Source organism: Bradyrhizobium sp. PMVTL-01, assembly GCF_051861855.1.
In the GTDB taxonomy this organism is placed as follows: domain Bacteria; phylum Pseudomonadota; class Alphaproteobacteria; order Rhizobiales; family Xanthobacteraceae; genus Bradyrhizobium.
Genome location: NZ_CP193982.1, coordinates 2,651,635 through 2,676,281 on the forward strand (window position 1 = coordinate 2,651,635; position 24,647 = coordinate 2,676,281).

The window sequence follows — 24,647 nt, forward strand, 5'->3', positions numbered from 1 at the left end:
CGACGCGCCAAGCCAGGCAGAGGCGTGCACCGATGGCATTTCCTGGCTTTGTTGGGATCTGGCGCACGATCGAGACCGTGCGAAAGATCTACGTCTGCCATTATGACTGAGGCGAGGCCGAGGGCAGAGCCGGCGCTGGAATATTCGACTTACGAGGCACCATCTGACGAGATTCAGAGCGGCCAGGCACTTCGTGATCAACGAAAAATGCGGCGTGCGGGCGTGTACTGCTCGCATGAGACGGCTTCGTCCCGCCACTCGCAAATCCAGGCAGTGACGGCGGAGTCGAGCCCGAGGCAAGGAGCAAGGCCATGATTGCATTGAAGGAGAAGGATCTGTTTCGGCAGCAAGCGCTGATCGGCGGTACCTGGCGGGATGCGAGCACGAAGGCGGTTGTTGATGTCATCGATCCCGCGAGCCAGAGCGTGCTTGGTACCATCCCCCACATGGGTCGAGACGAGACCAGGGCAGCAATCGAGGCCGCCGCCGCTGCGTTCAAGCACTGGAAGGCAAAGACTCATGCAGAGCGTGCCGTACTGCTCGAGCGCTGGTATGAGCTCATGCGGCATCATGAGCAAGATTTGGCGCTTCTACTGACGCTGGAACAGGGCAAGCCGCTTGCTGAATCGCTCGGCGAAATCCGTTATGGGGCGTCCTTCGTCAAATGGTTTGCAGAAGAGGCACGGCGGATCAACGGATCGACGATCCCGTCACCGACCGTCGACCGCCGTATCCTGGTGCTGAAAGAGCCGGCGGGCGTCTGCGGGATCATCACGCCCTGGAATTTCCCGAACGCGATGATTACCCGCAAAGTGGCACCCGCGCTGGCTGCCGGCTGCACTGTGGTCATCAAGCCCTCCGAATTCACGCCCTTTTCGGCCCTCGCCATCGCTGTTTTGGCCGAGCGGGCGGGAATTCCCGCGGGCGTGATCAACATCGTGACGGGCATGCCGGCGGACATTGGAAAGGAGCTGATGGCCAACGAAACCGTTCGCAAGATCTCGTTTACCGGATCGACCCGCGTCGGCGCCTTGTTGATGAAAGGTGCTGCTGACAACATCAAGCGGCTGAGCCTCGAGCTCGGCGGCAACGCGCCGTTCATCGTTTTTGACGATGCCGATATCGACCGGGCGGTCGAGGGGGCGATTGCGTCAAAATTCCGCAATGGCGGGCAGACATGCGTCTGCTGCAATCGCATTCTCGTTCAATCCGGCATTTACGACGCCTTCGCCCAGAAGCTTGCCGGCCGGGTCGCGAAAATGAAGGTCGGTCCCGGCACGGAGGACGGCGTGGCGATAGGGCCGATGATCAATGGCGCCGCGATCGAGAAGATCAAGCGGCACGTCGTGGACGCCCTGGACAAGGGCGCAAAGATCATCGCGGAGAGTGATGCGGTGCCGGAAGGTCGGCAATATGCCCGACCTCTCGTGCTCGGCGGCGCGACGACCGAGATGCTCCTGGCTTCAGAGGAGACCTTCGGGCCGGTCGCACCGCTCTTTCGGTTCGAGACCGAGGACGAGGCGATTGCGATAGCAAATGGCACGCCCTTCGGCCTTGCCGCCTATTTCTTCACTGAGAGCCTGAGGCGCTCCTGGCGCGTTGCCGAGGCGCTCGAGTTCGGCATGGTCGGCCTGAACACCGGCCTGATCTCGACCGAGGTGGCGCCTTTCGGCGGCATCAAGCAGTCGGGCCTCGGACGCGAGGGATCCCAGCTCGGGATAGAAGAATATCTCGAGACGAAGGCGCTCCACGTGGGCGGGCTGGACTGAGCGGTCCATCGGATCGGCATCGGAAGCAAGAGAGGGGGCGGTCGAACCGCCCCCTCTTTCCTTCACATCACACCAATCCATCGAAGCTTCGAAGAAATGAAGCGCAGCGAGAGGACCAGAACCAATCGCTCTCACGCGGTTTTGCGCATCGGCTCCAGGCCGACCGCCGCGGCGAGCCCGTCGATGCCAGCGACCTCGGTGTATTCATAGAAGGGGTTCGCGGGCTCGTGACCGCGGTTCACCCAGACCTTGCTCTTGATGCCGAGGTCGTAGGCGGTCATCAGGTCATAGCGGAAGGAAGAGGAGACGTGGGTGATATCGTCCGGGCCGCAGCCCAGCTTGTCCAGCATATACTCGAAGCCCTTCATCTGCGGCTTGTAGGCGCCGGTCTCCTCCGCCGTGATGACCATGTGGAAGGGAGCGCCAAGCTTCTCCACATTCGACATGATGAGGTTCTTCATTGAGTTCGACAGGATGACCAGCGGAATCTCCCTGGCGACCTTGGCCAGGCCTGCCGGAACGTCGGGATGTGGACCCCAAGTGTGGATCTCCTCATTGATGCGCTGGGCATGCTCCGGCCGAAATACGATACCGTTTCGTTTGCACGCGCGCTCCAGCGCATTGTGCACGACCTCGAAGTACGGCTTCCACGCGCCGAGAACCTCGTCCAGGCGATGGGCAGAAAAGTCCGTGATGAGCTTTGCCATAGCCGTTGGCGAAAGCTCGGCGCCATAAACTCTCCTCGCCGCGCCCGCCATGTCGAAATTCGTCAGCGTGCCGTAGCAGTCGAAGGTGACGTATTTGGGTCTGAACGTCGCCATGGCTCGAATCCTTCTTCAATCCTCTCGCACCGCTTCCCGGCACGACAAGCATCATAACGGGCAGCCGACCAGAGAAAGCACCGCTATCGCGGCGGTCGGGAGCAGATTGTGTCGTATCGGATCGGAGCTATGGCAGAGAGTTGCGCAAACAAGTCGAGCGCCGGCGCCGCCCAATGCCGGCACAAGATGCCGCGTCAATCGTCAATGAAAGTCAAAACGCCTTCCGCCGGTGTCCTGCCTGGGAGCAAGTGCCGTCTTCGGCAGCTTACATTGAGCCCGAAAGCATCGGGGTGGTCGCCCAAGCATTGCGGTTGATCTGGAGGACGACATGTTGAGCAACTCGCTGATTGAACTCGATCGGGCGCATCTCGTTCACCCGGTCTCATCCTATCGCAGCCACGAGACGGCAGGCGTCCGTGTGCTGAAGTCAGCGAAGGGCGCGACGCTGACCGATGTCTCGGGACGTCAATTGCTCGACGGTTTTGCGGGTCTGTGGTGTGTCAATGCCGGCTACGGACAGGACAGCATCGTCGAAGCGGCCACGAGGCAGTTGCGCGAACTTCCCTATGCGACGGGTTATTTCGGGTTGGGCTCCGACCCGGCCATCCGGCTGGCTGCCAGGCTGGCTGAATTGGCGCCTGGTGACCTGAACCATGTTTATTTCACGTTAGGTGGCTCCGACGCGATCGACAGCACGATCCGGTTCATTTCGTACTACCATCATGCCAGGGGGACGCCACAGCAGGACCGGTTCATTTCGGTCGAGTATGGCTACCATGGATCGTCGACTGCAGGGGCCGGCTTGACCGCGCTGCCGGCCTTTCATGCGGGCTTCGGAGTGCCATACAACTGGCAGCACAAAATACCGTCGCATTACGCCTATCGCAATCCGGTCGGTTCCCACCCCCAGGCTATCATCGCGGCGTCGGTCGCCGCTCTGCGGGCCAAGATCGCCGAGCTCGGCGCCGAACGCGTCGCGGCCTTCTATGTCGAGCCGGTACAGGGATCGGGAGGCGTCCTCGTGCCGCCGCCATGCTGGCTGAAGGCCATGCACGCTGTTTGCAAGGAGCACGACATTCTGTTCGTTGTCGATGAGGTCATCACCGGCTTTGGCCGTGTCGGTCCGCTGTTCGCCTGTGAAGAGGATGACGTCGTGCCGGATCTCATGACCACGGCAAAGGGCTTGACGTCGGGCTATGTGCCGATGGGGGCCGTTCTGATGTCCGACCGCGTCTACAACACGATTGCCGATGGTGCCGGCGAGTCTGCCGTCGGCCACGGCTACACCTATTCCGCACATCCCGTCAGCGCAGCCGTCGGGCTTGCATGCCTTGATCTTTACGAAAACGGTTTACTGGAAAACGGTCGGAAGGCGGGACACCGCCTGATGGAAGGTCTTCGCGCGCTGGCCGATCATCCGCTTGTCGGCGATGTCCGCGGTCGCGGCATGCTGGCTGCAATCGAGCTCGTCACTGATAAGGAGCGCAGGACGCCCCTGCCGGCGGAAGCCGATCCAGCACGCCGTATTTTCGACCGCGCATGGGACAACGGCCTCGTCATCCGCGCCTTTGCCCAGGGCGTGCTGGGCTACGCGCCGCCGCTCTGCTGCACGGATGCGGATATCGACGGCATCATCGAACGGACGAGGACCACGCTCGACCAGACGCTGCAAGACAGGGACGTCCGCGCAGCGATGAGAGGATAATCGACGCGCCTGTCTGTCAGTTATTGAATATGCTTTCGAGCGGCAGATGGGATTTCACGATCGGGGACTTCAGCACCACGAAACTGAAATACTTGTCGATGCCGATATCCATCTCGACCAGCCGTTCCATGACGGCCTGGTATTCGCTGATCCCAGCCGTGATGAACTTGACGAGATAGTCGTACCCGCCCGAAACAAGGTGGCATTCGACGACGGAATCGATCTTTTCAATGGTCGTGAGGAAGCGGGCGAAATCGATCTGCCGGTGATTCTTCAGGGTGATTTCAGCGAAGACGATTAGGGTTTGTCCGAGCTTGGCAACATCGATCTGGGCGGAATAGCCGGTGATGAAGCCCTCCGTCTGGAGCCTTTTGACGCGCATCAGGCACGGGCTCGGAGAAAGGTTGATCAGCTCTGCGAGCTCGACGTTGGAAATCCGGCCGTTCTTCTGCAGTTCGCATAAAATCCTGATGTCGATCTTATCGAGCTTCATAGCAATGCCATCAGATCCGGGCGATTACGGCGTCAATGCTTCGAGACTTCATCGTCATATGCATCGTCATAGCATCAACCAGCATCTTTTCCCACCGGGGGCGGGAACTGCAATTAGAACTCGCTGACCTTGCCCCAGGCGCTCATTGTCAGCCGCTCCGGCCTGTAGGGGCGCGGGTCGACGATCGGCGGACTACCCGTGATGATGTCAGCGATCATATGACCCGCGCCTGGGCCAATTCCAAAACCGTGGCCGCTGAATCCCGCCGCAAGGATGAACCCTGGAATCGACTCAACTTCACCGATTGTTGGAATGCCGTCCGGCGTGCTGTCGATGTAGCCGGCCCAAACATTTGAGATTTCGACTTGCTCAAGTTCCGGCACGAGCTTGCAAGCTCGTCGATGCGTCGCGCGAATCTGCCTCATGTCAGGACGAGGATCGAGCGTCCGGTTCAGCTCCATCGGGGTCACCTCATCGAGCCCCCATTTCCCCAGGGTTTCATGGCCCTGTCGCAGGCCCTCGAAAGCCCCAGGGCTGAGACTTCGCCAGCGGCGGGCGAACATGGGCAGGAATTCGCGGCCGAACCTGAACTGCTGCGGCGTCGGATCGACTCGCGCGCGCCCGCTGATAGCGAGCGTGTATCCGCCATTGCCGCGCCGCGTGAGCGAGACGAGCCCGGTGTAAAGGGCATCGGGCAGGCCGGCGGCGCCAGGGGCCAGGGCGAGAATGGACTGGCGTACCGATGCCTGAGGGAAGCGAATTCCCAGCTGGTTGCAGAACGACGAAGCCCATGCACCTCCTGCCATGACCGCCGTCTTCGTCCGGATCGTGCCCGCCTCGGTCACCACTCCGCTGACCCGGCCGGCGCTGAGTTCTATGCCGCGAGCCGCGCAAAGCTGGTGCACGGTGCCACCCGCCGCCATGATCCCGCGCGCGGCGACGGGCACGGCCTTTGAAGTATCTGCCGTCCCGTCAGTCGGCGAGAAGACGCCGCCTTTCCACTTGCGACCGGTCGCCTTGCCTCGGTCGTTCGCTTCTTCCGCACTCAGCATGTGCGTCTTGACGCCCACGGTCCTGGCGAGGTCTCGCCACTTTGCCCAGCCCGCCAGCTCATTCTCGTCGTTCGACAGATACAAAAGCCCGCAGCGGCGAAAACCCGTATCTTCACCGGTCTCTCCAGCAACCCTTTCCCAGAGATCCAGGCTCCTGGTCGCAAGCGGTAGCTCGCGCGCATCGCGGTTCTGTTGGCGGCACCATCCCCAGTTGCGGCTGGACTGCTCGGCGGCGACGCGGCCCTTTTCAAGCAACGCAACCTTGAGGCCGCGACGAGCGAGATAGTAGCTTGTGAACACGCCCACGACGCCGCCGCCGATGACCACGACGTCTGCCTCACGAGGTAGGGATGGACTGGATTCGATATGCAGGAGCGGCGCGCTCATCGGACAGGAATCTCCGGTGGTTGCCGTAACGTAACCGAGGAATTTCGGCAGCTCCCCGCGGACTTTCGTCGTGTGGCCGAACATCCTGCGGTTTACCGCCTTCGACACAGGCTATTATTGCGAAAATACTTTGCCTGCACCGCATTTGCAGGCGCCGAGACCGACGGACGCGCTCCCGCAATCCCTTGCGCTCTCTCCTGGCTGGGCGCCGCCGCGGGCCTCGCGGCGCAGACTGAAATGCCAAATCGGACTTCGTTTTCAGAAGTTCATGCTGCTTCGATGCCGGCTTTCGGCGACTCCGGGGTGATCGACATCGTCAAGATCGGCAGAACCAGCCGATCGATGGCCGAAGTCCAAAGAGGCAACTTGCATGAGCCTTATCCAGGGGCGGGCCTTCGCGGAAAGCGATCAAGCCATGACGGGGGTGACATCCGAGCTTCGCTTCGATCGAGGTGGCCGATCAGGCCGGTGGCGCGCTCTGAGCATCAGCTGCTGCTTCTTGCGCGAACAGGCCTGAATCATGTCGCAGCCTCCAACGAAGGAATGGCAAGTTGAGCGCCGAATTATTGACCTGTCCAAGGAGCGTATCGACGCAAAGGGCCGAAGGCGCGGCCGGCAGCAGGGTGACCGTGCTCGGTTGAGAGGGGAGGATGTTCCTATGGCCTCTGGCATCGACGTGGCAACTCCCACGGATGTGGCGCTCTCGGTGCGCGAACTGACCGTAAGTCTGCCGATGGGAATGGAGCGGGCCTACGCCGTCGAGAACGTCTCCTTCGATCTGAAACGTGGACAGATTCTCTGTATCATCGGGGAATCCGGATCAGGCAAGTCGGTCACCGCCAACGCGATCATGGGGCTTTTGCCGAAGGCGATCCGGGTCTCCTCGGGTGCGATCCACCTGGACGGGATGAACATCGTAGGTTTCTCGCCCGACAAGCTCCGCAGCCTGCGCGGCCGCGTCGTTTCAATGATCTTTCAAGACCCTCTCTCGGCGCTCAACCCGCTGATGACCGTGGGCGCGCAGATCGAGGAGGTGATGGCTGCGCACGACGTTGGAACGCCGGCCTCCCGTCGCAGCAGGGCGATTGACCTGTTGATCGAAGTGGGTCTGCCCGACCCGCAGCTGATGTATCACCAATATCCATTCCGGCTTTCGGGCGGACAGCGGCAGCGCGTGATGATCGCCATGGCTCTGGCTCTAGAGCCCGCGATCCTGATCGCGGACGAGCCGACCACCGCCCTGGACGTGACGACCCAGGCGCAGATCCTCAAGTTGATCCGCGACATTCAGCGCCGGAAGGGGATGAGCGTCATGTTCATCACCCATGACTTCGGCGTCGTGGCCGAGATCGCCGACTACGTTGTGGTGATGGAGAAAGGCCATTGCGTGGAGCAGGGCGGTGCCGAGCAGGTGCTGAAGTCGCCCAGCCATCTCTATACGCGCCGCCTGATCGCAGCCGTCCCGCACCTGACCGGCAAAAACCGTGTGGCCCTGGAAGCTGCGGACCCACTCGCCATTCTCAAGGTCGAATGCCTCGCAAAAACCTATCGCAGCGGCAGCGCGCTTTTGCGCACGCAGCGCATCGTGCCTGCGGTCAATGGGGTCAGCTTCGACCTCACGTCGGGCCGCACGCTCGGCGTCGTCGGGGAGAGCGGTTCGGGCAAGTCGTCGCTCGGTCGGCTGCTGATCAAGCTCATGGAGTGCGACAGCGGCTCGATTCTGTTCGAAGGGCGCGACATCGCCGGGCTTTCCGAGGCCGAGTTTCGATCGCTGCGGCCCAAGATCCAGATGATCTTCCAGGATCCCTTTGCCTCGCTGAATCCGCGATCGACGGTCGGACATATTCTCACGGTCGGTCCAGTCGCACATGGGGTGCCCTACGGCGAGGCTTGTGGGCGGGCGCGGGAGCTTCTGTCCCACGTTGGCCTCGATTCAGGAGCCTTCGATCGCTATCCCCACGAGTTCTCCGGCGGGCAGCGCCAGCGCATCGGGATCGCGCGGGCGCTGATGTTGAAGCCAAAGCTGCTGATTGCCGACGAGGCGGTCTCTGCGCTCGACGTCTCGATCCAGGCCCAAATCCTCAAGCTGCTGGATCAAATTCAGCGCGAGACGGGCGTCTCGATGATCTTCATCACCCATGATCTGCGCGTCGCAAGCCAGATCTGCGATGAAATTGCCGTCATGCATCGAGGACAGATCGTTGAACGCGGACCGCCGTCTCAGATCTTCCTCGACCCGAAATCCAGCTACACGCGCGAACTGGTGGCAGCGATCCCCGGAGAGCAGCCCGGGGAAATGCCCCAAGATGAAAGCCGCGCCGGACACCACAGGCAAGGAGAGAAGTTATGACCGAGCGTTCTGCGACGACATCGAACTACTCGCGGCGCGATGCCCTGCGCCTGGTGGCAATTGGCGGAAGTGCCGGCCTCTTCGCGCCCAATCTCCTGGGCAAGCCGGCCTTGGCGCGCACCTCTTCGGCAAAGCCAACCGGCCGCGTGATCGTCGGACTTGGACAGGAGCCGACCGTCTTCAATCCGCTGATGGTCCACATCGAAGTCGACGATGGCGTGCATTTCTCGGTTTTTGACGCGCTCTTCCGCATCGATCCTCAGGGCGTCATTCAGCCCAACCTTGCATTGGAAGTGCCGAACCAGAAGAACGGCGGTATTTCGGAAGACGGTCTCAAATGGCGCATTCGGTTGCGTGACGATGTCCGCTGGCACGACGGCAAGCCTTTCAGCGCCGAGGACGTCAAGTTCACGCTCGAACTGATCACGAACCCCAACTTCCGGAGTTGGCGCACGTCCGGCCATGCTCTCGTGCGCGACATCACGGTGGTCTCCCCCACGGAGATCTCGTGGCGAATGGAAGAGGCCTTTGCGCCGTATTTGTCGTTCCTGACCGAAACCTTCATCGTGCCCAAGCACATCCTGGAGAAAGAGGCCAATCCGAACAACGCCGCCTTCAACCAGGCGCCGGTCGGCACCGGCCCGTTCAAGTGGGCAAGCGGGTTGCTGGTGATCATCTCGAACTCGTGGCCAACACCGAATACTTCGGTGAAGGCCCTCATATCGAGCGGCTGGTCTTCAAATACATTCCCGATCTGACCGTCCTCTACACCCAGTTCAGGAGCGGCGACATCGATCTCGTGGGTCAGCCCTACATCACGCCCGATCACTATGGCGAAGCCAAGACCCTGCCGAACCGCGTGGTGACGCTGGTCCCCAGGGCCTCGTTCGAATCCTTCTACCTGAACCTCGAGCGCCCGCAGTTCAAGGAACTTGCGGTCCGCGAGGCGCTTTATGCGGCGATCGACAAGGAGGCGATCATCCAGGGGCTCTACTACGGCGTGCCGACGCCGACGGAGACCTTTATGCCGCGGCAGTCCTTCTTCTTCAACGCCAATCTGCCGCTGCACCAATTCGACCTGAATCGCGCGCGCAAGATCCTCGATCAGGCCGGCTGGGCGACCGGAGGCGACGGCATTCGCACCAAGAATGGCGTCCGTCTGTCCTTTACCAATTCGACAACGTCCGGCGATCCCCTCCGCGAACAGGTGCAGCAATTCCTTCAGCAGACCTTTGCTCAGCTGGGCGTCGAGATGAAGATATCGAACTTGCCCGCCGCCGTGATGTGGGGCGAGTTCTGGATGCAATCGCAATTCGATTCCGTGATCGTCGGCAGCTCGTACCTGATCGGCGCCGATCCGGATGTCACCAATCGCCTTCACTCGCGTTCGATCGGAGTGAAGGGCGGTCGCGGCTCGAACAATGCGCAGTATGCAAATCCGGAGGTCGACGCCCTGCTCGACAAGGGCGCGCGCACCTTCGATCCTGAAGCCCGGCGCGCGATCTACTCTCGCGTCCAGGAACTTGTTCGTCGCGACCTGCCCTTCCTTCCGTTGTACCAGAGCAATGCGGTCGAAGGTCTCAAGAAAGGGATCAACGGCTTCGTGCCGAACGGCAATACGCGCACGGAATCCTGGAATGCGCTGGCCTGGTACTGGGCGAGCTGATGTCCGTCCGCCGGACCTGGAAGGACGGCGAACGCCATAGTCACGCTACCGGAGTCTCGGATGTCTGCCTTCCTGCTCAATCGCCTCTCGCAGAGCATCGTGCTGCTGGTGATCGTCTCGATCATCGGCTTCACGGTTCTCAACCTCATGCCGGGCGGTCCTCTCGCGCAATTCGGTCTCGATCCCGGCATGACGCAGAAGGACGTCGAGCGACTTGCAGCGCAGCTGGGGCTAAACCGGCCGCTTTGGATTCAGTATCTGGACTGGGCCTGGCGACTGATCCGGGGCGACTGGGGACACTCTTTCCGCGATGGCTCTGCGGTGCTGGCGGTGATTGGCCGACATCTGTCGGCGACGCTTCTGCTGATGGGCACATCCACTGCATTGGCAATCGCGGCCGGCACTTGGATCGGCGTCCGCGGTGCCACGCACCGCTATTCCCTGTTCGACTATTGCGCGACTGTCGGTGCCATGGTCGCACTGTCGGTGCCGACCTTCTGGTTCGGCCTCATCGGCATCTACACCTTCACGCTGAAGCTCGGCTGGGTTCCTGCAGGCAACATGTACACGATCGGCGATGGCTCGGTGCTGGATTATCTGCACCATCTGATCCTGCCGAGCCTGGTGCTGTCACTGGTTCATGTCGCGATCTGGAGCCGCTACATGCGAACGGCGACGCTCGACGCGCTGAGCCAGGACTTCATCAAGACCGCCCGCGCCAAGGGTGTGAGCGAGCGACGCATCCTGCTGAAGCATGTCGTCGGCAATGCGCTGTTGCCGATGATCACCCTGGCCGGGATGCAGTTGCCCAGCATTCTGACCGGCGCATTGGTGACGGAGACGGTCTTCACCTGGCCGGGAATGGGGCGGCTGTTTCTCGACAGCCTCGGCTACAGTGACTATCCGATGGTGATGGGGCTGTTGATCTTCTCGGCCATCCTGGTCGTGCTGGGCAATCTGACCGCAGACATCGTCATCGCCACCGTCGACCCGCGCATTCGCCTGGGCTGAGCCCGCCGGCTCACCTATGTTACCAGGAGGCAGCAGATATGACCGCCATCGTCGTGCACGCAGCTCCAACTCGCTGGTGGCACAGCCGTGCGGTGGCGCGCTTCATGCGCCATCATCTGGCACTTGTCGGGATCGCGATGCTCACCGTGCTTGTGCTGGCGTGCGCCATCGGCCCCTATGCGTTGCCGTACGACGCGCTCCAGATCGATCTGCGCGCCCGCTTTGCGCCACCTCTCAGCGGTCACCACTATTTCGGCACCGACCCTCTCGGACGTGACTTGGCCGCACGGCTATTGATGGCAGGGCGCGTGTCGCTGCTGGTGGGATTCTCCGCGATGCTGCTGTCGACGCTGATCGGCACCCTGGTCGGCGTGACGGCGGGCTATCGCGGCGGCTGGGTCGGGGCAGCGCTGATGCGCACTGTGGACGGCTTCCTTTCGTACCCCTCCATCTTCCTCGTGCTGGCGCTGGCCGCAGTGCTGCGGCCGAGCCCGGTGATGATCACCGTCATCATTGCCGTCACGAGCTGGATGGAGACCGCCAGAATCCTCGAGGCCGAGGTCCGCTCGCTGCGCGAGCGCGAGTTTGTCCAGGCTGCACGCATGGTGGGGCTGAGCCGCCGGCACATCATGTTCCGCGAGATCCTGCCCAATGCCATGGGCCCAATCATCGTCGCCGCAAGCCTGGCGGTCGCCCGCGCGATTCTTCTGGAAGCCTATATCAGCTTCCTCGGCTACGGCATCCAGCCGCCGCTGCCGAGCTGGGGCAACATGCTCAACGGCGCCCAGCAATATCTGGCGAGCGCTCCATGGCTCGCCATCATTCCCGGCGCCGCGATTACGATTGCGGTGACGAGCTTCAATTTCATCGGCGATGGCCTGCGAGATGCCCTCGACGTTCGGAACGACCACATCTGATCAGTCCGAGCCAAGCCTCGGCTGAACGCGACGAGACATAGGAGAAGCTAAGGCCATGCATGATCATGACGTGCCGCCTGGCGGTCGCCGAGTTCAGGACCGGATTCGAGATCATGCGGGCGGGCACCTGCGGCAAGATCGTGCTGGACTGGAAGGCTGAGTGAGCCTGCTCTGAGGGCCCGCTCGAAGCGGTTTGTTGGGCGGCGGCTCCTGACAGCAGATTGGCCGCTCCCGGGCACCTTCAATGGAATTCTATGCCGAACTTTGCTGCGGTCCGATCGCGTAATGCTGTCGGGCGCAACGTACGCTGCAGGTGCGGGGATCGTCAGATGGCTGCGCCCCGCCACTGGCAATCAGGCCGGCACCGCGACCAAGAGACGACCCATGATGACGAGCGCGGCTTACCGAACCGGCGAACGCAACAATGAGGCCGCGGTGCTGCTTCCATTCGCCAGAGCGCACCTGGAGGGCGCCCTGAAGCTCTCGCAGGAGATGGGTTGGCCCTACCGGATCGAGGATTGGGACGTCGCGCTGCAGTTGGGCCATGGCTTCGTTCTACAGCGCGCCGGAGTGGTGATCGGGACAGCGGCGTGGTGGCCATATGGCGCGACCCATGCTTCCGCCGGGATGATCATCGTCGCGAAGGCGGCTCAGGGCCGCGGCTATGGGGCGCGGCTCATGGATGCGTTGCTGGCGTCGGCACTTCCGCGGACCATCGCACTGAATTCGACGGCCGAAGGCATCGCCCTTTACGGGCGCCGCGGCTTCGTGCCGATCGGGGTCATCCACCAGCATCAGGGAATTCCGAGCGAAGCCCGCGAGGCGCCGCGCTCGGGCCGCGTCGGGTCAATGGCTGCATCGGATTTCGAGGCAATGGTGCGGCTCGATCGCGAGGCCACCGGTTGGGAAAGGCACCGGATGCTGGATCGGCTCGTCCAGAGCGGGGATGGCTATGTCCTGCACCGTGACGGCATGCCCCGCGGTTACGCCATCTCCCGGCTTTTCGGCCGCGGGCATGTCATCGGCCCAGTCGTTGCCGAAAGCCCGGCCGACGCGCGCGCGCTGATCGAGGCTGCGCTCGTACGCCTCGGGCCTCGCTTCGTTCGCATCGACACCTCCGCCACGTCGCAGCTCGGAGCGTGGCTCGAACGCATCGGTCTGCACCAGGTCAGCCACGCCACCACCATGATCTTGGGCGCGCCGACACCATCGACCGGGCCGGCGCGCAGCTTCGCGATCGCCAACCAGTCGTTCGGCTAGGAGGCATCGAAGTGCTGCGGCAGGATATTCACGGACCGGATACCCAGAAGGGCGAAAGCGCCGGAACGGCGAGCACGTTGGCAACACCGGCCCTCCTGCTCGCGGGAGGCCGGCTGGATCGCAATCTCGACCGTCTGTGGGTTGACCAGGGCTATGGTCTGGTCTGCGATCTCTCCGGCAGGGTTTATCCGGACTTGATCGTCGCGCAGGCAAGCCAGGAGCACGGCATCCTCGCGATGAGATCGGGATCGACGCAAGCTTTGCCGCATCTTTCGATCGGCGCGAAAGTCAGGATCCAGCCTAATCAGGCCTGCGCGACGGCATCGCAACACGATCTGTACAACGTCGTCTGCGCCGGCAGCGACGTAATCGAAGCGCAATGGCCGCGGATGCGCGGCTGTTAGTTCAACCGATGTGGGTTGCCGCGATGTGCGAAGCCCAGCGGTCATGAGTGGAGCTCTTGGAGCCGGGTATGAAGCTTGCGTCCTATTGGCTGGATACATCGGGGCCGTTCACGGCGGCCGCGGCAGGGCCGCTGCAGGGAAGCTGCGACGTCGCAGTGATTGGGGGCGGCCTGACCGGCTCCTCCGCCGCGCTGGCGCTCGCCAAGAAGGGCGCGCGCGTGGTGCTGCTCGAAGCCGAGACGATCGGGCACGCGGCGTCCGGCCGCAACGGCGGGATGTGCAACAACGGGTTCGCCCAGGACTACGGCACGCTCTCGGCCAGGCTCGGTAAGGACACTGCCGACCGGCTCTACCGGGCCTTCGACGCCGGCGTCGACACGGTCGAACGTCTTGTGACCGAAGAGAAGATCGACTGCAGCTTCGCGCGCGTCGGCAAGATCAAGCTCGCGGCGAGGCCGGAGCATTATGACAAGCTGGCGCGCAGCCAGGAATTGCTCGCCGCGAATGTTGATCCGGATACGGAGATGGTGAGCCGTGCTGGCCTCGCCGGCGAAGTGGGCTCGCAGCGTTATTATGGCGGGCTCATCTACCGCAAGAGCGCCGGCATGCATGTCGGGCGCTTCGTTCGCGGCCTCGCGGAAGCCGCGGCGCGGCGCGGCGTCGAGATCCACGAGCATACGCCGATGATGGGCCTGCGGCCGATCGCCGGAGGCGGACACGAGATCGAGACATCCAAAGGTCGGCTACGGGCCTCGCAGGTTCTGCTTGCGAGCGGCATCTCGCAAACCGGACCGCTGGGTTGGATTCGACGCCGGATCGTTCCAGTCGGTGCTTTCCTGATCGTCACCGAGCCCCTGCCGCTCGCGACGCTCGATCGACTTCTGCCAAGCCGCCGAATGGCGGTGGATACGAAGAATCTGGTCAACTACTTCCGAACGACGCCCGACAACCGGCTGCTGTTCGGCGGACGCGCGCGCTTCGCCATCTCCAATCCGACATCAGACGAGAAGAGCGGCGCCATCCTGCAGGCGGCGCTGCACGACGTGTTTCCCGAGCTTCGCCGCGTGCGCGTCGATTACTGCTGGGGCGGAATGGTCGACATGACGCGCGACCGGCTGCCGCGCGCCGGCGAACGCAACGGTATCTACTATTCCATGGGCTATAGCGGCCACGGCACCCAGATGTCGACCCTGATGGGGACGATCATGGCTGAGGTCATGGACGGCCGCGCCGATCTCAATCCGTGGAAGGACTTCGCCTGGCCCGCCATTCCCGGCCATCTCGGTCCGCCCTGGTTCCTTCCGCTGGTCGGCGCCTACTATCGCATCAAGGATCGCTTCCAATGACCTCGCCCGTTCGATACCTGGCGGAAGCCGGCTTCCTCGGCAAATTCTACATCGATGGAGAATGGCGCAAGCCGGTCGGCTCGGCCACGGCGAGCGTCGTCAATCCGGCGACCGAGCAGCGGATCGCAGACGTCGCTCTCGGCAATGACGAGGATGTCGACAGTGCGGTCGCAGCTGCGAGAAAAGCCTTCGGCAGCTGGTCCCTTACGCCATCTGCTGAGAGGGCGGCGCTGCTCGACAGGGTTCACGGTTTGCTCCTGGAGCGGCTGGAACTGTTCGCACAGGCCCTCACGTGCGAGATGGGAGCCGCCATCACCTACGCGCGCCGCGCCTCGGCGCCCATGTGCAGGGCACTGATATTGAGACGGTGCGCGCAGTCGCCCGTCAGATAAGGTCGGGTCAAGTTCATCTCAACCATCCCGACTGGGACCCCAACGCACCCTTTGGCGGATACAAGCGGTCCGGCAACGGCCGCGAATATGGCATCGAGGGCATGGAGGAGTATCTCGAGACCAAGGCTGCCCTCGGATTTTATCGCTGAAAGCTGCGGAAACATCTGCTTAGCACCGCCCGAAACTGTCGATGCGGTCTGCGCCGTGATCGGCCGGTCAGATTTCGCACTGTCGTTGTTACCAAGAGGCATCGGGATTCGTAGCTGCGGATCAAAGAAGCTCATTCGTCGCAGATACGTCGGGTCATTTGCTCGGCCTGCAACCCTGCAGGTTCCTTCTGAATTGTGCGACGCCAGGAACCTTTACAGGTCGGGTCCCATTGTTTCGAAGTTGATATCCCCAGCCGGACCGATTTAGTCGTGAGTCTGCTCGATTTTCTTCTCGGCCGGCGCCTGGCCAATAGGGAGTTCAAGGAACGCAAGATCGGAGCGTTCGAGGGGCTTCCCGCAATGGGGCTGGACGGACTCGGCTCGTCCGCTTATGGGCCCGAGGCGGCTCTCACAATTCTCACGCCGCTCGGAGCGGCAGCGACGTTCTACGTTGGTTGGGTCATGGCGCCGATCGTGGTGCTTCTCGGGATATTGTTCGCCTCCTACTGGCAGACCATTCGGGCGTACCCCAACCACGGTGGTGCCTACATCGTTGCAAAAGACAACCTCGGCACCAATGCCGGCTTGCTCGCGGCTGCCGCGCTGATGATCGACTACGTTCTGAACGTCGCGGTGGGCATCGCAGCTGGCGTGGGCGCGTTGGTCTCGGCCGTGCCGGTCCTGCACCCTTACATTCTTCCGTTGTGCCTCGCGATTTTGGCTTTGGTGACGGTCGTAAACCTTCGCGGCACGCTCGATGCCGGCAGGGTGTTCGCGTTGCCGACCTACGTCTTTGTAGCGAGTTTCGGCATCATCCTGGCGATCGGTATGTACAATGTGGTTACGTCCGGCGGATCGCCCCAGCCGGTGGTGCCGCCCCCGCCCATTGGGAAAGCCATCGAGGGTGCCAGCCTCTGGTTGCTGTTGCGCGCGTTCGCCAGCGGTTGCACGGCGATGACGGGCGTCGAGGCCGTTTCCAATGGCATGACCGCGTTTCGCGAGCCTACCGTGAAACACGGTCATCGGACCCTAACTGCCATCGTCGTGATCCTCGGTATCCTGTTGATCGGGATCAGTCTCCTGACCCGCGCTTACGGAATCGGTGCGATGAATCAGGAACAGGAAGGTTATCGCAGCGTGCTGTCGCAGCTTGCGGCCGCCGTCGTGGGAGACGGGCTTGTGTACTACGTCGCGATCGGCTCTCTCCTGTGTGTACTGGCTCTTTCGGCGAATACCAGCTTCGTCGACTTCCCCCGCCTTTGCCACGTGGTCGCCGAGGACGGCTTTCTGCCAAAATCCTTTGCAGTCGCAGGCCGTCGCTTGGTTTTCGACATCGGCATTCTCTACCTCGGGTTCACATCGGGGATTCTGTTGATCGTCTTTGGCGGCATAACGGACCGTCTGATCCCGCTATTTGCCATCGGTGCATTTCTCACGTTCACGATCTCCCAAACGGGGATGGCCTGGCACTGGCGACACGCCATCGATCAACCAGGAGAGCCGAAGCCGCGACAATTGAAAGCCCATCTTCTGGTCAATGCGGCAGGCGCAGTAACGACGGCTATCGCTCTCATCATTATTGTCGCGGCCAAGTTCACCGAGGGAGCCTGGATAACGCTGTTGGTGCTGCCAATCGTCATCATCCTGCTCAAGGTGATAAGGGCATACTATGACGAACTGGCCACGCAGCTCCGCGATCCAACGCCATTGGATCTCAGTGGATTGAGCCCGCCCATCGTTGTCGTGGCTTTCGAAGGCTGGAATAAGTTGAGCGACAATGCATTGAAGTTTGCGTTGAGCATTTCACCCCAGGTCGTTGGCGTTCACCTGATGCAGCTGTCAGGCCCTGATACCACGGAAGAGCAGCGCATGCTCAGGGAGAAGTGGTGGGCGGACGTTGAAGTCCCCGCACGGAAAGTCGGGCTCGCGCCTCCGCGTCTCGTCCTACTCCATGCCCAATACCGCACCATCCAGTTTCCCATATTGAGAGCGATTGACGAAATCAGGAGCCAATTCCCGGGCAAGCCCATCGCGGTGCTCATTCCCGAGGTCGTCAAGCGGCGCTGGTACCAGCATTTCCTGCATACCCATCGCGCGCTCCGGCTACGCCGGCAGCTGATCGCGCTTGGACAACCCGACTTAACGGTGATCAACGTTCCGTGGCGCCTGGATCTGAACAAGAATGTGCGCAACGTACCTGCCAGCGCCCGCCGGAATAGACAGCCTGCCTGAGTCGGAGTCTGGGGAGGCGGCGGGGACTTGCGGCCTATGGCAAAGACTACGAAAGACCGCGTCCGGGCAACACCACATTGATCTGGGCGCCGATGCTCTACCTCCGGGTTCTGCAACTGTAACCCTTGGGCTTACTCCATTTGCGCCTAGCTGGAATGTTGCTCCCGGCAGATTGAACGCCAGGACAGTGTGCTCCGGTAAGTCTTGTGCCTCGCAGAGCAGACGCGGGATAACCGCCTCAAGGGAAATTCTTGTTCCTAACGCAGTGTCCAAACCCTCTGCGGGTGCTCGGAGGAGCAGCGACCCCGCCAATGCTGTTACACATGGCGAGGCCGCCTGCGCTCCGGGTCGGCCGGAGGGGCTGGTTCCCGGAGGCCGACAGATTTTACGTCTCCCAGATTTAGGATGGCGATTGCTAGAAAGAGGCACTCATTCGGAGGGCCTAATCTGTCTCTGCGCGTGTCCTACAATGCAGCGACCCCACCTGGCACGGGGAGGCTCGGCGGGGTCGCCTGCTCTCTCGGGCGTCCCGGGGCTGGTGCGGCGCGAGCCCGAGAGGCGCATGAAGTCTACGCCTGCCACTTGCGGAAAAACAGGCCGGAATTCGACAGGGGCTGCGGGCTACTCTGTGGCCTCTTGGACGGTCCGGATCAGTGCCGCTCGACGGGGGAGGTCGTCGTAGATCCTGGCGATTCTCCGCAGCGTTTTCCTGACCTGCTCGTGCTCGCAATAGTCCGCCTTTGCGCGGAACTCTTCTGCGCGCAACTCCCAATGTTTTGGCGGGGATCAGTCCCGCGCGGCCCTGTCGCTGCGCGCGGGTTCGTCGTAGCCCTTGCGATGGCTGTAGAACATCAATGCGATCAGGCCGCAGCCCGACACCAGGATGAGGGCAGCGGCCCCGGCCAGGATGACATTGCCGTAGACCGGCATCGCCGGCGTCGAGCGCCAGACCGATACGCAAAACCAGGTTGCCATGACGAGAAGCGCGGCCAGCACGGCGGCGAGGGCCCATTGGTAGTTGTTGCGCACGATTCCCTCCATCACCTTGGCAAGGGCTCGGCACGTCCTAGCGCCAGCGCCATCCGCAATGACGACGACCGCGATGCCACCAGCAAACCCAGCGGCGACGACGACGACGCGGCGGTGGGGGACCCCAACCGGGACGCGGTGGCGGGGCGCCCCAGCCCGGGCTGCCCCAGCCCGGACTGGGTCCCGGTCCCCACTGCGCCGGCATGACAGGGAGCGCTGCCTCGCCGGCCCGTCCGGGATCGGGGTCGACCGGCATCGCCTCGGCGACGCCGATAAGGCGAACGCCGGCGGTGCCGATTGCGGCCGCGGCAATGGCATTCGTTGCAAGGCCGAGGAAGGCACGGCGGTTGGGAGCAATCATTGTGCTTCTCTCCTTTATGATTCGGCCGTCCGCAGCGATTGCAGTGCGTAGAGCAACCATGCGAGACCATGCGAGATCAGGTCGACACCGAGCAGGACGCCAAGCGCCCAGACGCTGATGTCGGGGAAGCCGAACAGGATGAGAACGCCGGCGATGACGGCAAAGATGCCGGAGATCAGCATCATCCAGCCGTTCTGATGCCAGTAGGCAAAACTCAGCACGCACCGAATGACGCCGGACGCGAACAGCACCGCGCCGAGGAAATAGGTCAGGATCAGCGCGCCGGAGGCCGGTTGGGTCAGCAGGATGAGGCCGAAGACGAGGTAGAGCGCGCCGAGAACGATCCGCCACAGGAAGCCGCCCCATTCCTTGGTCCAGAACGCATGCGCGATCTCGAATCCGCCGGCGGCGATCGCGGTCAGTCCGATGAACTTGACGCTGATGATGGTGGCAAAGGCGAGGTCGCCGAGCGCAAAGAAGCCGGCGGCGATCAAGACGGCGCCGAGGAGAGCGCAGACCCAAAGTGGCGGAGGACCCAGCGCTGCGATGCCGGACCGGCTGTCATAGGCTGTCATGCGATCCTCTCCGACAACGATGGTTCCATCGACGGACGGTGAATCCTAGCGGCGAACCCGCCATGCGGACATCAGACGAAACCCTGAGCCATCGGGCGGGAATGTTCGCATCCCCTTCGGTCTGCATCAGCGCCAGCATCCACCAGGCGGGATGCGGATTATTGCGCGCCCCGCGGTCCCAACGTCAGATGAGTCACGCCGGCAGCGAGATTGAGACCGATCGAACGTTCAATCGAGATCGGCTGCAGCATCAGGCTCCTCCGTGAGCCGCCGATGAGGACGTTGGCGCCGAGACTCGGACCCAATGCAAAATTGCCGCTCGCCCCGACATAGCTGCCGCGGAGCGTGCCGGGGCCAATGCGCGAATTCCGGGCGAAGACCGCCCATGACAACGTGCCGGCGCTGGTCACGCCGAGGTCAAGGCCGACGCGCCTGATCCGTCCCTCATAGATATACTGCCGGGGCGACCGCAGCCCGGTGAAGACGCAACGCATCGCCTGTGTCGATCCCAGCACCAGCCCGACGCGAGGCTCGGAGAAGCACAGCAGCCTGCCAATCCTGAATCTCTCGGCGCGCGCGGACGTGGTGGTGGCGGAAAGAGCAGCCAAGGCGCAGATGGCCGCAAGATTTCGCAATGTTCGCATTCAAGCCTCCGTCAGGTGTTGGGCTTTCCTCGTGCGGCGCGAGAGGCGGCTGTCCTGGCGCAGCGAGAACGAGATCGCGAGGCCGATCAGCAGCACGGCGCCGAGCAGGAAGAAGAAGATGGACTGCTTCAGCCAGGATATCGCCGGGACGGCGGCGCCCATCGCAAGCCCGAGAAAGGCAATCTGCAACGACAGCAGGCTGACGCCCGCAAGAAACGTTCCGAGCGCAAGCAGCGTCAGCAGCACGAGACCGGTCGCCGGCGTCGGAAGCATCTGCTGAACCCCGGAGACCAGCATGATGTTCATCGTGATCAGGACCGCGATCCAGTGCAGCGCCTGGGTCCACACCAGGCGGATCTGGCTTTCCCTGCCTTCAGTCTCGGGCCATTTGGTATTGACGCAGACCACGCCGATGGCGAGCGCCAGGAACTCCCAATAGCCGACCAGGGGCTGGTGCGAGATGTTCGTGTAGGCGACGCCTGCGATGGCGAGCAGCAGCGCGACGACATACGGAAGCTGGTGCCAGAGAAATTGACCGGCCCCTGCGCGCGTCAGGGGAGGCTCGGGAACATCGCGTTGCTGTGCATCGATTTCGCTCATGGCGGCTCACTCACGAATTTCGGTTGCCGGCTCGCGGCCGTCGCCGAGATAGTCCTCGACATAGAACCGGATCACCGCGACCCGTCCGACGGCGACGAGCGGCATCGCCAGCGCGATACCCATGATGCCGAACAGGGCGCCGAGCAGGACGATCGCAACCAGCGTCCAGGCCGGCGGTGTCTCGACCGCCCGGCGCTGGATCAGGGGGCCGATCACGTAGCCTTCGATCGACTGGATGATGGTGTAGACGGCGACGGCCCAGATCAGCAGCGAGGCGCCGAGCGGCATGGCCACGAGCGCGATCGGGACCGCGGCGACGATCGGCCCGAGATAAGGGATGAAATTCGACAAGCCCGCCTGCAGCCCCAGCAGGAACGGCCCCGGCAGGCCGATGAAATAGAGCGCCGGCCAGACGCAGAGCGTCATCAGGATGATGCGGATCAACTGGCCGACGAACCACAGCCGCATGACGTTGCCGATCTCGTCCATCACGGTGCGCATGCGGGCGCGGTAGGATGGCCTGACCAGCACGACCAGGCTGTCGCGGTGGCTGGTGGGATCGAAGGCAAAGAGGATCCCCAGGAACACGACCACGAGCACGCCGGTCAGAAGGCTCGAGGCGCCCCCCAGCAGGAATTGCGCGTGGCTGAGAAACCGTCCCTGGTCGGCGAACAGCCATTGGGCGAAGTCGCGCCCCCATTCCGGGCCGAGCAGGTCCACGCCGTAGGACAGCAGGTGCTCTTGCAGAATATCGACCTGGGCATCCATGACCTTCAGCAGCAGGCGCGTCTGCTCCGGCAGCTTGCCGGCGCCCCAGACCAGCCCGAAGCCCGACAAGGCCGAGAGCAGCATGAGAACCAATGTCAGACGCCAGATGCGGCTGAGCGGAAGGACCGGCGCCAGAGCCCGCGCCGCGGCATCCAGAAAAGCTGCGAACAGCACCCCCGCGAAGACGATGAGGAGGCTGGACACCGTTTGCCACACCAGGAACAGGACAACGGTTATAGCAAGCAAGGTGAGGCCGACCCCCAGGAGGCCCGGCCCTCCGGCTTGCCCGGACTCGTCGACGGGGCTCGCGTGCAGAACGACCCCGTGGGCTCGCTCTGGTCCGATCCTGGAATCGCTCATTGACCGGTCCGCCGTCATGTGGCCGTGTCTCAGGTGCGAACGCGGCGGCTGCCGTAATGCGGATGCTTGCCGCCGCGATGACGCCAATAGCGGTGCTTGACCGGATTCGTATTGGTGTTGGGCCGTGCATCGCCTGGCGTGGCCACACCGGTTTGCTTCGGTGCCGCGACGGTGCCGTCCGTCGGCTGGGCCATGGAAATGGCCGATGGTGCGACGACGGCCACCACTGCGCTCAGGATCGACGCTCGACACACGGTCCAGATGTTCATACTCGCCTCCGGTCAGCGACAATCGGTCAGATCGAGATGGCTCCGACAGCCAGCCCATAGATTCCGGCACCCGCGGCGATGGCGATCGCCGCGAACAGGACGGACTCAACCGGCCTGAACAGCCTCTCCTTGCGCTCACGCTTGGCGATCAGGAACAGCAGCGTTCCCGGCGCGTAGAGGATTGCGGACAGCAGTAGAAATTTCGGTCCGCCGGCGTAGATCATGGCGGCCGCGTAGAGCGTCGCGACGGCTGCGATGATCCCGTCGGTGGTGCGGGCGCGCTCGCCGGCATCATAGGCCTCGCCGGTCGACGCGAGCTTCAGGCCGTACGCGGCGACGAGAAAATACGGGATCAGAGTCATCGCGCTCGTCATCTTCAGGGCGAGCGTGAAGGCATATTCTGCGAACCAGCTGACGAAGAGAAAACTCTGTATCACGCAATTGGTGAGCCAGAGTGCCCCGACCGGAACCCTGTGCGCGTTCTCGCGCGCGAGAAAGGCCGGCATGGTGCGCTGGTTCGCCGCCGAGTGCAGGATCTCGGCTGCAAGCAGCGACCACGACAGGTAGTTGCCGAGGATCGAGATCAGCACGGCGATGCTGACGAACACGCCGCCCCAGCGGCCGACCATCGCTTCCATCACGCCCGCCATCGACGGTGTCGGCAGCTCCGAAAGCTCGCCCCGCGGCAGGATGCCGTAGGACAGGAGCGTCACGAGCACGAGAAGACAGAGCACCGTCAGAAAGCCTGTCACCGTTGCGATGCCGATGTCGGAACGCGTCCTGGCGTAGCGCGAATACACGCTCGCACCCTCGATGCCGACGAACACGAACACCGTGAGCAGCATCGTGCCGCGGACCTGGGACAGCACGTCGCGGGCGTCCGGCCGCTCCGCACCCCAGAAATTTCCCGAGAACACGTCGCCGTTAAGGGCGATCGCGGCCACGACGATGAACAGCAGGATCGGAATGATTTTTGCGAACGTCGTGGCGGTGTTGAGCGCGGCAGCGCCCTTGATGCCGCGCAGCACCAGGACATGGACGCTCCACAGCAGCAGGGACGCCGAGGCGATCGCGATCGGCGTCGTGCCGTCGCCGAAGACCGGGAAGAACTGCCCGAGCGTGGCCTTGATCAGGATGAGACAGGCGACGTCGGCGAGGCAGCAGCCGATCCAGTAGCCCGCGGCGGACGCAAAGCCGATATAGTCACCGAAGCCGTCCTTGGCGTAGGCGTAGATGCCGGCATCGAGCTCCGGCTTGCGCCGGGACAGCGATTGGAACACGAAGGCCAGCGTCAACATGCCGGTGCCGGCAATCACCCAGGCGATGATCGCGCCGAGGGCGCCGGTGGTGCGTCCGAATTGGGCGGGCAAAGCGAAGATGCCGGACCCGACCATCGACCCGATCACAAGCGCAATCAAGGCGTTGCGCGAGAGTTTCTGATCGGCCTCGTTCACCGCCATGACGGATGGCCTTCCAATCCGAGACGGCCGCAGTTGCAGCAGCCGCCTCAAGCGCGGACCTTAGAGGGCCGCACCCCGTGCGCCCATCAGGGATTCTCTGTAGGGAGCAGCGCAGGAAATCGGCGGACGCGGAGCGTCAGGTGCGGTCGTCAGGTCCTGGAAGGCAACCCGGCCGGGTCGTCCTCGCTCGCGGAGCAGGAGAGGGTCTCCGTGGCCCGGGCAACCAGCACGACACTGCCACGGAAGAATTCGCCGGCCTTGGCAAGCTCGGCGGCAAGGCGGCTGGCATGCAGGACGGCTGCGTCCTGTCCGGCATACTCGCATCCGATCCCATCGGTCGAGACACCATACTTGTCGGCGATATGGAAGAAAAAGCGCATGCCCCCGATTAGGCCGGACCGCGGCGAGCCTCCAGTGACAACGGTGTAAGGTGCCTCGGCCAAAAGACCTAGAGGCCTAAAAACGGTTCCCGACTTGCGGATTGGTCATGAAACGCGGCTGCCGTGGGCGCTCCGGCATTGGGAGCCGGTGGTTTTCACCGATGGCCCTCGGGGGATTGTCCGATGTTGGTCAGCGGGTTCGGAGGCTAGCGTGACCTCATTCGGCGAGCGCCAGAGGAGGCAAGCG

At 62.9% G+C, this 24,647-nt stretch carries 23 protein-coding genes and 2 pseudogenes; 13 read left to right on the top strand and 12 right to left on the bottom strand.

What is annotated here, in order from left to right; all coding sequences use genetic code 11:
- Positions 1–41 precede the first annotated feature (41 nt).
- Both ACRQ5Q_RS11955 and ACRQ5Q_RS11960 read left to right on the top strand, forming a co-directional pair.
- Positions 42–110: pseudogene (locus ACRQ5Q_RS11955) on the top strand (cupin domain-containing protein); the annotation flags it as partial.
- A gap of 201 nt (positions 111–311) precedes the next feature.
- Positions 312–1,769, top strand: coding sequence for an NAD-dependent succinate-semialdehyde dehydrogenase (locus ACRQ5Q_RS11960; RefSeq protein ID WP_439369854.1), 1,458 nt, complete (start codon positions 312–314; stop codon positions 1,767–1,769).
- 131 nt (positions 1,770–1,900) lie between these two features.
- Here ACRQ5Q_RS11960 and ACRQ5Q_RS11965 read toward each other — a convergent pair whose 3' ends face one another.
- Positions 1,901–2,590, bottom strand: coding sequence for a haloacid dehalogenase type II (locus ACRQ5Q_RS11965; RefSeq protein WP_439397944.1), 690 nt, complete (start codon positions 2,588–2,590; stop codon positions 1,901–1,903).
- A gap of 328 nt (positions 2,591–2,918) precedes the next feature.
- On the opposite strand from ACRQ5Q_RS11965, the gene ACRQ5Q_RS11970 reads away from it, so the two are divergent.
- Positions 2,919–4,295, top strand: coding sequence for an aspartate aminotransferase family protein (locus tag ACRQ5Q_RS11970; protein ID WP_439369852.1), 1,377 nt, complete (start codon positions 2,919–2,921; stop codon positions 4,293–4,295).
- Between the two features lie 16 nt (positions 4,296–4,311).
- Here the strand turns inward: ACRQ5Q_RS11970 and ACRQ5Q_RS11975 are convergent, their stop codons facing one another.
- The gene (locus tag ACRQ5Q_RS11975; protein ID WP_439397946.1) at positions 4,312–4,788 is read right to left on the bottom strand and encodes an Lrp/AsnC family transcriptional regulator; all 477 of its coding nucleotides are present in this window, start codon (positions 4,786–4,788) and stop codon (positions 4,312–4,314) included.
- 113 nt (positions 4,789–4,901) lie between these two features.
- A complete protein-coding gene (locus ACRQ5Q_RS11980; protein ID WP_439397948.1) occupies positions 4,902–6,227 on the bottom strand; it encodes an NAD(P)/FAD-dependent oxidoreductase in 1,326 nt (441 codons plus the stop codon).
- Between the two features lie 658 nt (positions 6,228–6,885).
- On the opposite strand from ACRQ5Q_RS11980, the gene ACRQ5Q_RS11985 reads away from it, so the two are divergent.
- The 10 genes and pseudogenes from ACRQ5Q_RS11985 to ACRQ5Q_RS12030 all read left to right on the top strand — a co-directional run bounded on the left by ACRQ5Q_RS11985 (position 6,886) and on the right by ACRQ5Q_RS12030 (position 17,954).
- Entirely contained in the window at positions 6,886–8,577 is a 1,692-nt protein-coding gene (locus tag ACRQ5Q_RS11985) for an ABC transporter ATP-binding protein (protein WP_439397950.1), read from the top strand.
- Positions 8,574–10,243, top strand: a pseudogene (locus ACRQ5Q_RS11990) (peptide ABC transporter substrate-binding protein). The gene ACRQ5Q_RS11985 and the pseudogene ACRQ5Q_RS11990 overlap by 4 nt, the downstream one beginning before the upstream one ends.
- 60 nt (positions 10,244–10,303) lie before the next feature.
- A complete protein-coding gene (locus ACRQ5Q_RS11995) occupies positions 10,304–11,254 on the top strand; it encodes an ABC transporter permease (RefSeq protein ID WP_439397952.1) in 951 nt (316 codons plus the stop codon).
- A gap of 38 nt (positions 11,255–11,292) precedes the next feature.
- Positions 11,293–12,171, top strand: coding sequence for an ABC transporter permease (locus ACRQ5Q_RS12000; protein WP_439397954.1), 879 nt, complete (start codon positions 11,293–11,295; stop codon positions 12,169–12,171).
- 384 nt (positions 12,172–12,555) lie between these two features.
- Complete coding sequence (locus tag ACRQ5Q_RS12005; RefSeq protein WP_439369845.1) at positions 12,556–13,431, top strand: GNAT family N-acetyltransferase; 876 nt, start codon at positions 12,556–12,558, stop codon at positions 13,429–13,431.
- Between the two features lie 11 nt (positions 13,432–13,442).
- Positions 13,443–13,835: a hypothetical protein gene (locus ACRQ5Q_RS12010; protein WP_439369844.1), complete on the top strand. Its 393-nt coding sequence runs from the start codon at positions 13,443–13,445 to the stop codon at positions 13,833–13,835.
- A gap of 68 nt (positions 13,836–13,903) precedes the next feature.
- Entirely contained in the window at positions 13,904–15,181 is a 1,278-nt protein-coding gene (locus tag ACRQ5Q_RS12015; RefSeq protein ID WP_439369843.1) for an NAD(P)/FAD-dependent oxidoreductase, read from the top strand.
- Complete coding sequence (locus ACRQ5Q_RS12020) at positions 15,178–15,573, top strand: aldehyde dehydrogenase family protein (RefSeq protein ID WP_439397956.1); 396 nt, start codon at positions 15,178–15,180, stop codon at positions 15,571–15,573. The genes ACRQ5Q_RS12015 and ACRQ5Q_RS12020 overlap by 4 nt, the downstream gene beginning before the upstream one ends.
- The gene (locus ACRQ5Q_RS12025) at positions 15,549–15,722 is read left to right on the top strand and encodes an aldehyde dehydrogenase family protein (RefSeq protein ID WP_439397958.1); all 174 of its coding nucleotides are present in this window, start codon (positions 15,549–15,551) and stop codon (positions 15,720–15,722) included. The genes ACRQ5Q_RS12020 and ACRQ5Q_RS12025 overlap by 25 nt, the downstream gene beginning before the upstream one ends.
- A 270-nt stretch (positions 15,723–15,992) precedes the next feature.
- Positions 15,993–17,954 (top strand): APC family permease, encoded by a 1,962-nt coding sequence (locus tag ACRQ5Q_RS12030; protein WP_439397960.1) that lies wholly within the window; start codon positions 15,993–15,995, stop codon positions 17,952–17,954.
- Between the two features lie 786 nt (positions 17,955–18,740).
- Here ACRQ5Q_RS12030 and ACRQ5Q_RS12035 read toward each other — a convergent pair.
- From ACRQ5Q_RS12035 to ACRQ5Q_RS12075, 9 genes are all read right to left on the bottom strand, one after another.
- Positions 18,741–18,983 (bottom strand): hypothetical protein, encoded by a 243-nt coding sequence (locus tag ACRQ5Q_RS12035; RefSeq protein WP_439397962.1) that lies wholly within the window; start codon positions 18,981–18,983, stop codon positions 18,741–18,743.
- A 37-nt stretch (positions 18,984–19,020) separates the two neighbouring features.
- Complete coding sequence (locus tag ACRQ5Q_RS12040; RefSeq protein ID WP_439397964.1) at positions 19,021–19,344, bottom strand: twin-arginine translocation signal domain-containing protein; 324 nt, start codon at positions 19,342–19,344, stop codon at positions 19,021–19,023.
- Positions 19,345–19,358: 14 nt separating this feature from the next.
- Positions 19,359–19,919, bottom strand: coding sequence for an HdeD family acid-resistance protein (locus ACRQ5Q_RS12045; RefSeq protein ID WP_439397966.1), 561 nt, complete (start codon positions 19,917–19,919; stop codon positions 19,359–19,361).
- 158 nt (positions 19,920–20,077) lie between these two features.
- Positions 20,078–20,563, bottom strand: a complete 486-nt coding sequence (locus ACRQ5Q_RS12050) for a DUF992 domain-containing protein (RefSeq protein WP_439397968.1) — start codon at positions 20,561–20,563, stop codon at positions 20,078–20,080.
- Positions 20,564–21,163, bottom strand: coding sequence for a hypothetical protein (locus ACRQ5Q_RS12055; RefSeq protein WP_439397970.1), 600 nt, complete (start codon positions 21,161–21,163; stop codon positions 20,564–20,566).
- 6 nt (positions 21,164–21,169) lie between these two features.
- Complete coding sequence (locus tag ACRQ5Q_RS12060) at positions 21,170–22,291, bottom strand: AI-2E family transporter (protein WP_439369832.1); 1,122 nt, start codon at positions 22,289–22,291, stop codon at positions 21,170–21,172.
- Positions 22,292–22,320: 29 nt separating this feature from the next.
- Positions 22,321–22,560, bottom strand: a complete 240-nt coding sequence (locus tag ACRQ5Q_RS12065; RefSeq protein ID WP_439369831.1) for a hypothetical protein — start codon at positions 22,558–22,560, stop codon at positions 22,321–22,323.
- A 26-nt stretch (positions 22,561–22,586) separates the two neighbouring features.
- Positions 22,587–24,020, bottom strand: a complete 1,434-nt coding sequence (locus ACRQ5Q_RS12070; RefSeq protein WP_439397972.1) for a basic amino acid/polyamine antiporter — start codon at positions 24,018–24,020, stop codon at positions 22,587–22,589.
- A gap of 149 nt (positions 24,021–24,169) precedes the next feature.
- Complete coding sequence (locus tag ACRQ5Q_RS12075) at positions 24,170–24,400, bottom strand: DUF6894 family protein (protein WP_439369829.1); 231 nt, start codon at positions 24,398–24,400, stop codon at positions 24,170–24,172.
- Positions 24,401–24,647 lie beyond the last annotated feature (247 nt).

Coding starts and splice junctions, on each gene's coding strand:
- ACRQ5Q_RS11960 (WP_439369854.1), top strand. CDS start 312: ATGATTGCATTGAAGGAGAAGGATCTGTTTCGGCAGCAAGCGCTGATC.
- ACRQ5Q_RS11965 (WP_439397944.1), bottom strand. CDS start 2,590: ATGGCGACGTTCAGACCCAAATACGTCACCTTCGACTGCTACGGCACG.
- ACRQ5Q_RS11970 (WP_439369852.1), top strand. CDS start 2,919: ATGTTGAGCAACTCGCTGATTGAACTCGATCGGGCGCATCTCGTTCAC.
- ACRQ5Q_RS11975 (WP_439397946.1), bottom strand. CDS start 4,788: ATGAAGCTCGATAAGATCGACATCAGGATTTTATGCGAACTGCAGAAG.
- ACRQ5Q_RS11980 (WP_439397948.1), bottom strand. CDS start 6,227: ATGAGCGCGCCGCTCCTGCATATCGAATCCAGTCCATCCCTACCTCGT.
- ACRQ5Q_RS11985 (WP_439397950.1), top strand. CDS start 6,886: ATGGCCTCTGGCATCGACGTGGCAACTCCCACGGATGTGGCGCTCTCG.
- ACRQ5Q_RS11995 (WP_439397952.1), top strand. CDS start 10,304: ATGTCTGCCTTCCTGCTCAATCGCCTCTCGCAGAGCATCGTGCTGCTG.
- ACRQ5Q_RS12000 (WP_439397954.1), top strand. CDS start 11,293: ATGACCGCCATCGTCGTGCACGCAGCTCCAACTCGCTGGTGGCACAGC.
- ACRQ5Q_RS12005 (WP_439369845.1), top strand. CDS start 12,556: ATGATGACGAGCGCGGCTTACCGAACCGGCGAACGCAACAATGAGGCC.
- ACRQ5Q_RS12015 (WP_439369843.1), top strand. CDS start 13,904: ATGAAGCTTGCGTCCTATTGGCTGGATACATCGGGGCCGTTCACGGCG.
- ACRQ5Q_RS12020 (WP_439397956.1), top strand. CDS start 15,178: ATGACCTCGCCCGTTCGATACCTGGCGGAAGCCGGCTTCCTCGGCAAA.
- ACRQ5Q_RS12040 (WP_439397964.1), bottom strand. CDS start 19,344: ATGATTGCTCCCAACCGCCGTGCCTTCCTCGGCCTTGCAACGAATGCC.
- ACRQ5Q_RS12045 (WP_439397966.1), bottom strand. CDS start 19,919: ATGACAGCCTATGACAGCCGGTCCGGCATCGCAGCGCTGGGTCCTCCG.
- ACRQ5Q_RS12050 (WP_439397968.1), bottom strand. CDS start 20,563: ATGCGAACATTGCGAAATCTTGCGGCCATCTGCGCCTTGGCTGCTCTT.
- ACRQ5Q_RS12055 (WP_439397970.1), bottom strand. CDS start 21,163: ATGAGCGAAATCGATGCACAGCAACGCGATGTTCCCGAGCCTCCCCTG.
- ACRQ5Q_RS12060 (WP_439369832.1), bottom strand. CDS start 22,291: ATGAGCGATTCCAGGATCGGACCAGAGCGAGCCCACGGGGTCGTTCTG.
- ACRQ5Q_RS12065 (WP_439369831.1), bottom strand. CDS start 22,560: ATGAACATCTGGACCGTGTGTCGAGCGTCGATCCTGAGCGCAGTGGTG.
- ACRQ5Q_RS12070 (WP_439397972.1), bottom strand. CDS start 24,020: ATGGCGGTGAACGAGGCCGATCAGAAACTCTCGCGCAACGCCTTGATT.
- ACRQ5Q_RS12075 (WP_439369829.1), bottom strand. CDS start 24,400: ATGCGCTTTTTCTTCCATATCGCCGACAAGTATGGTGTCTCGACCGAT.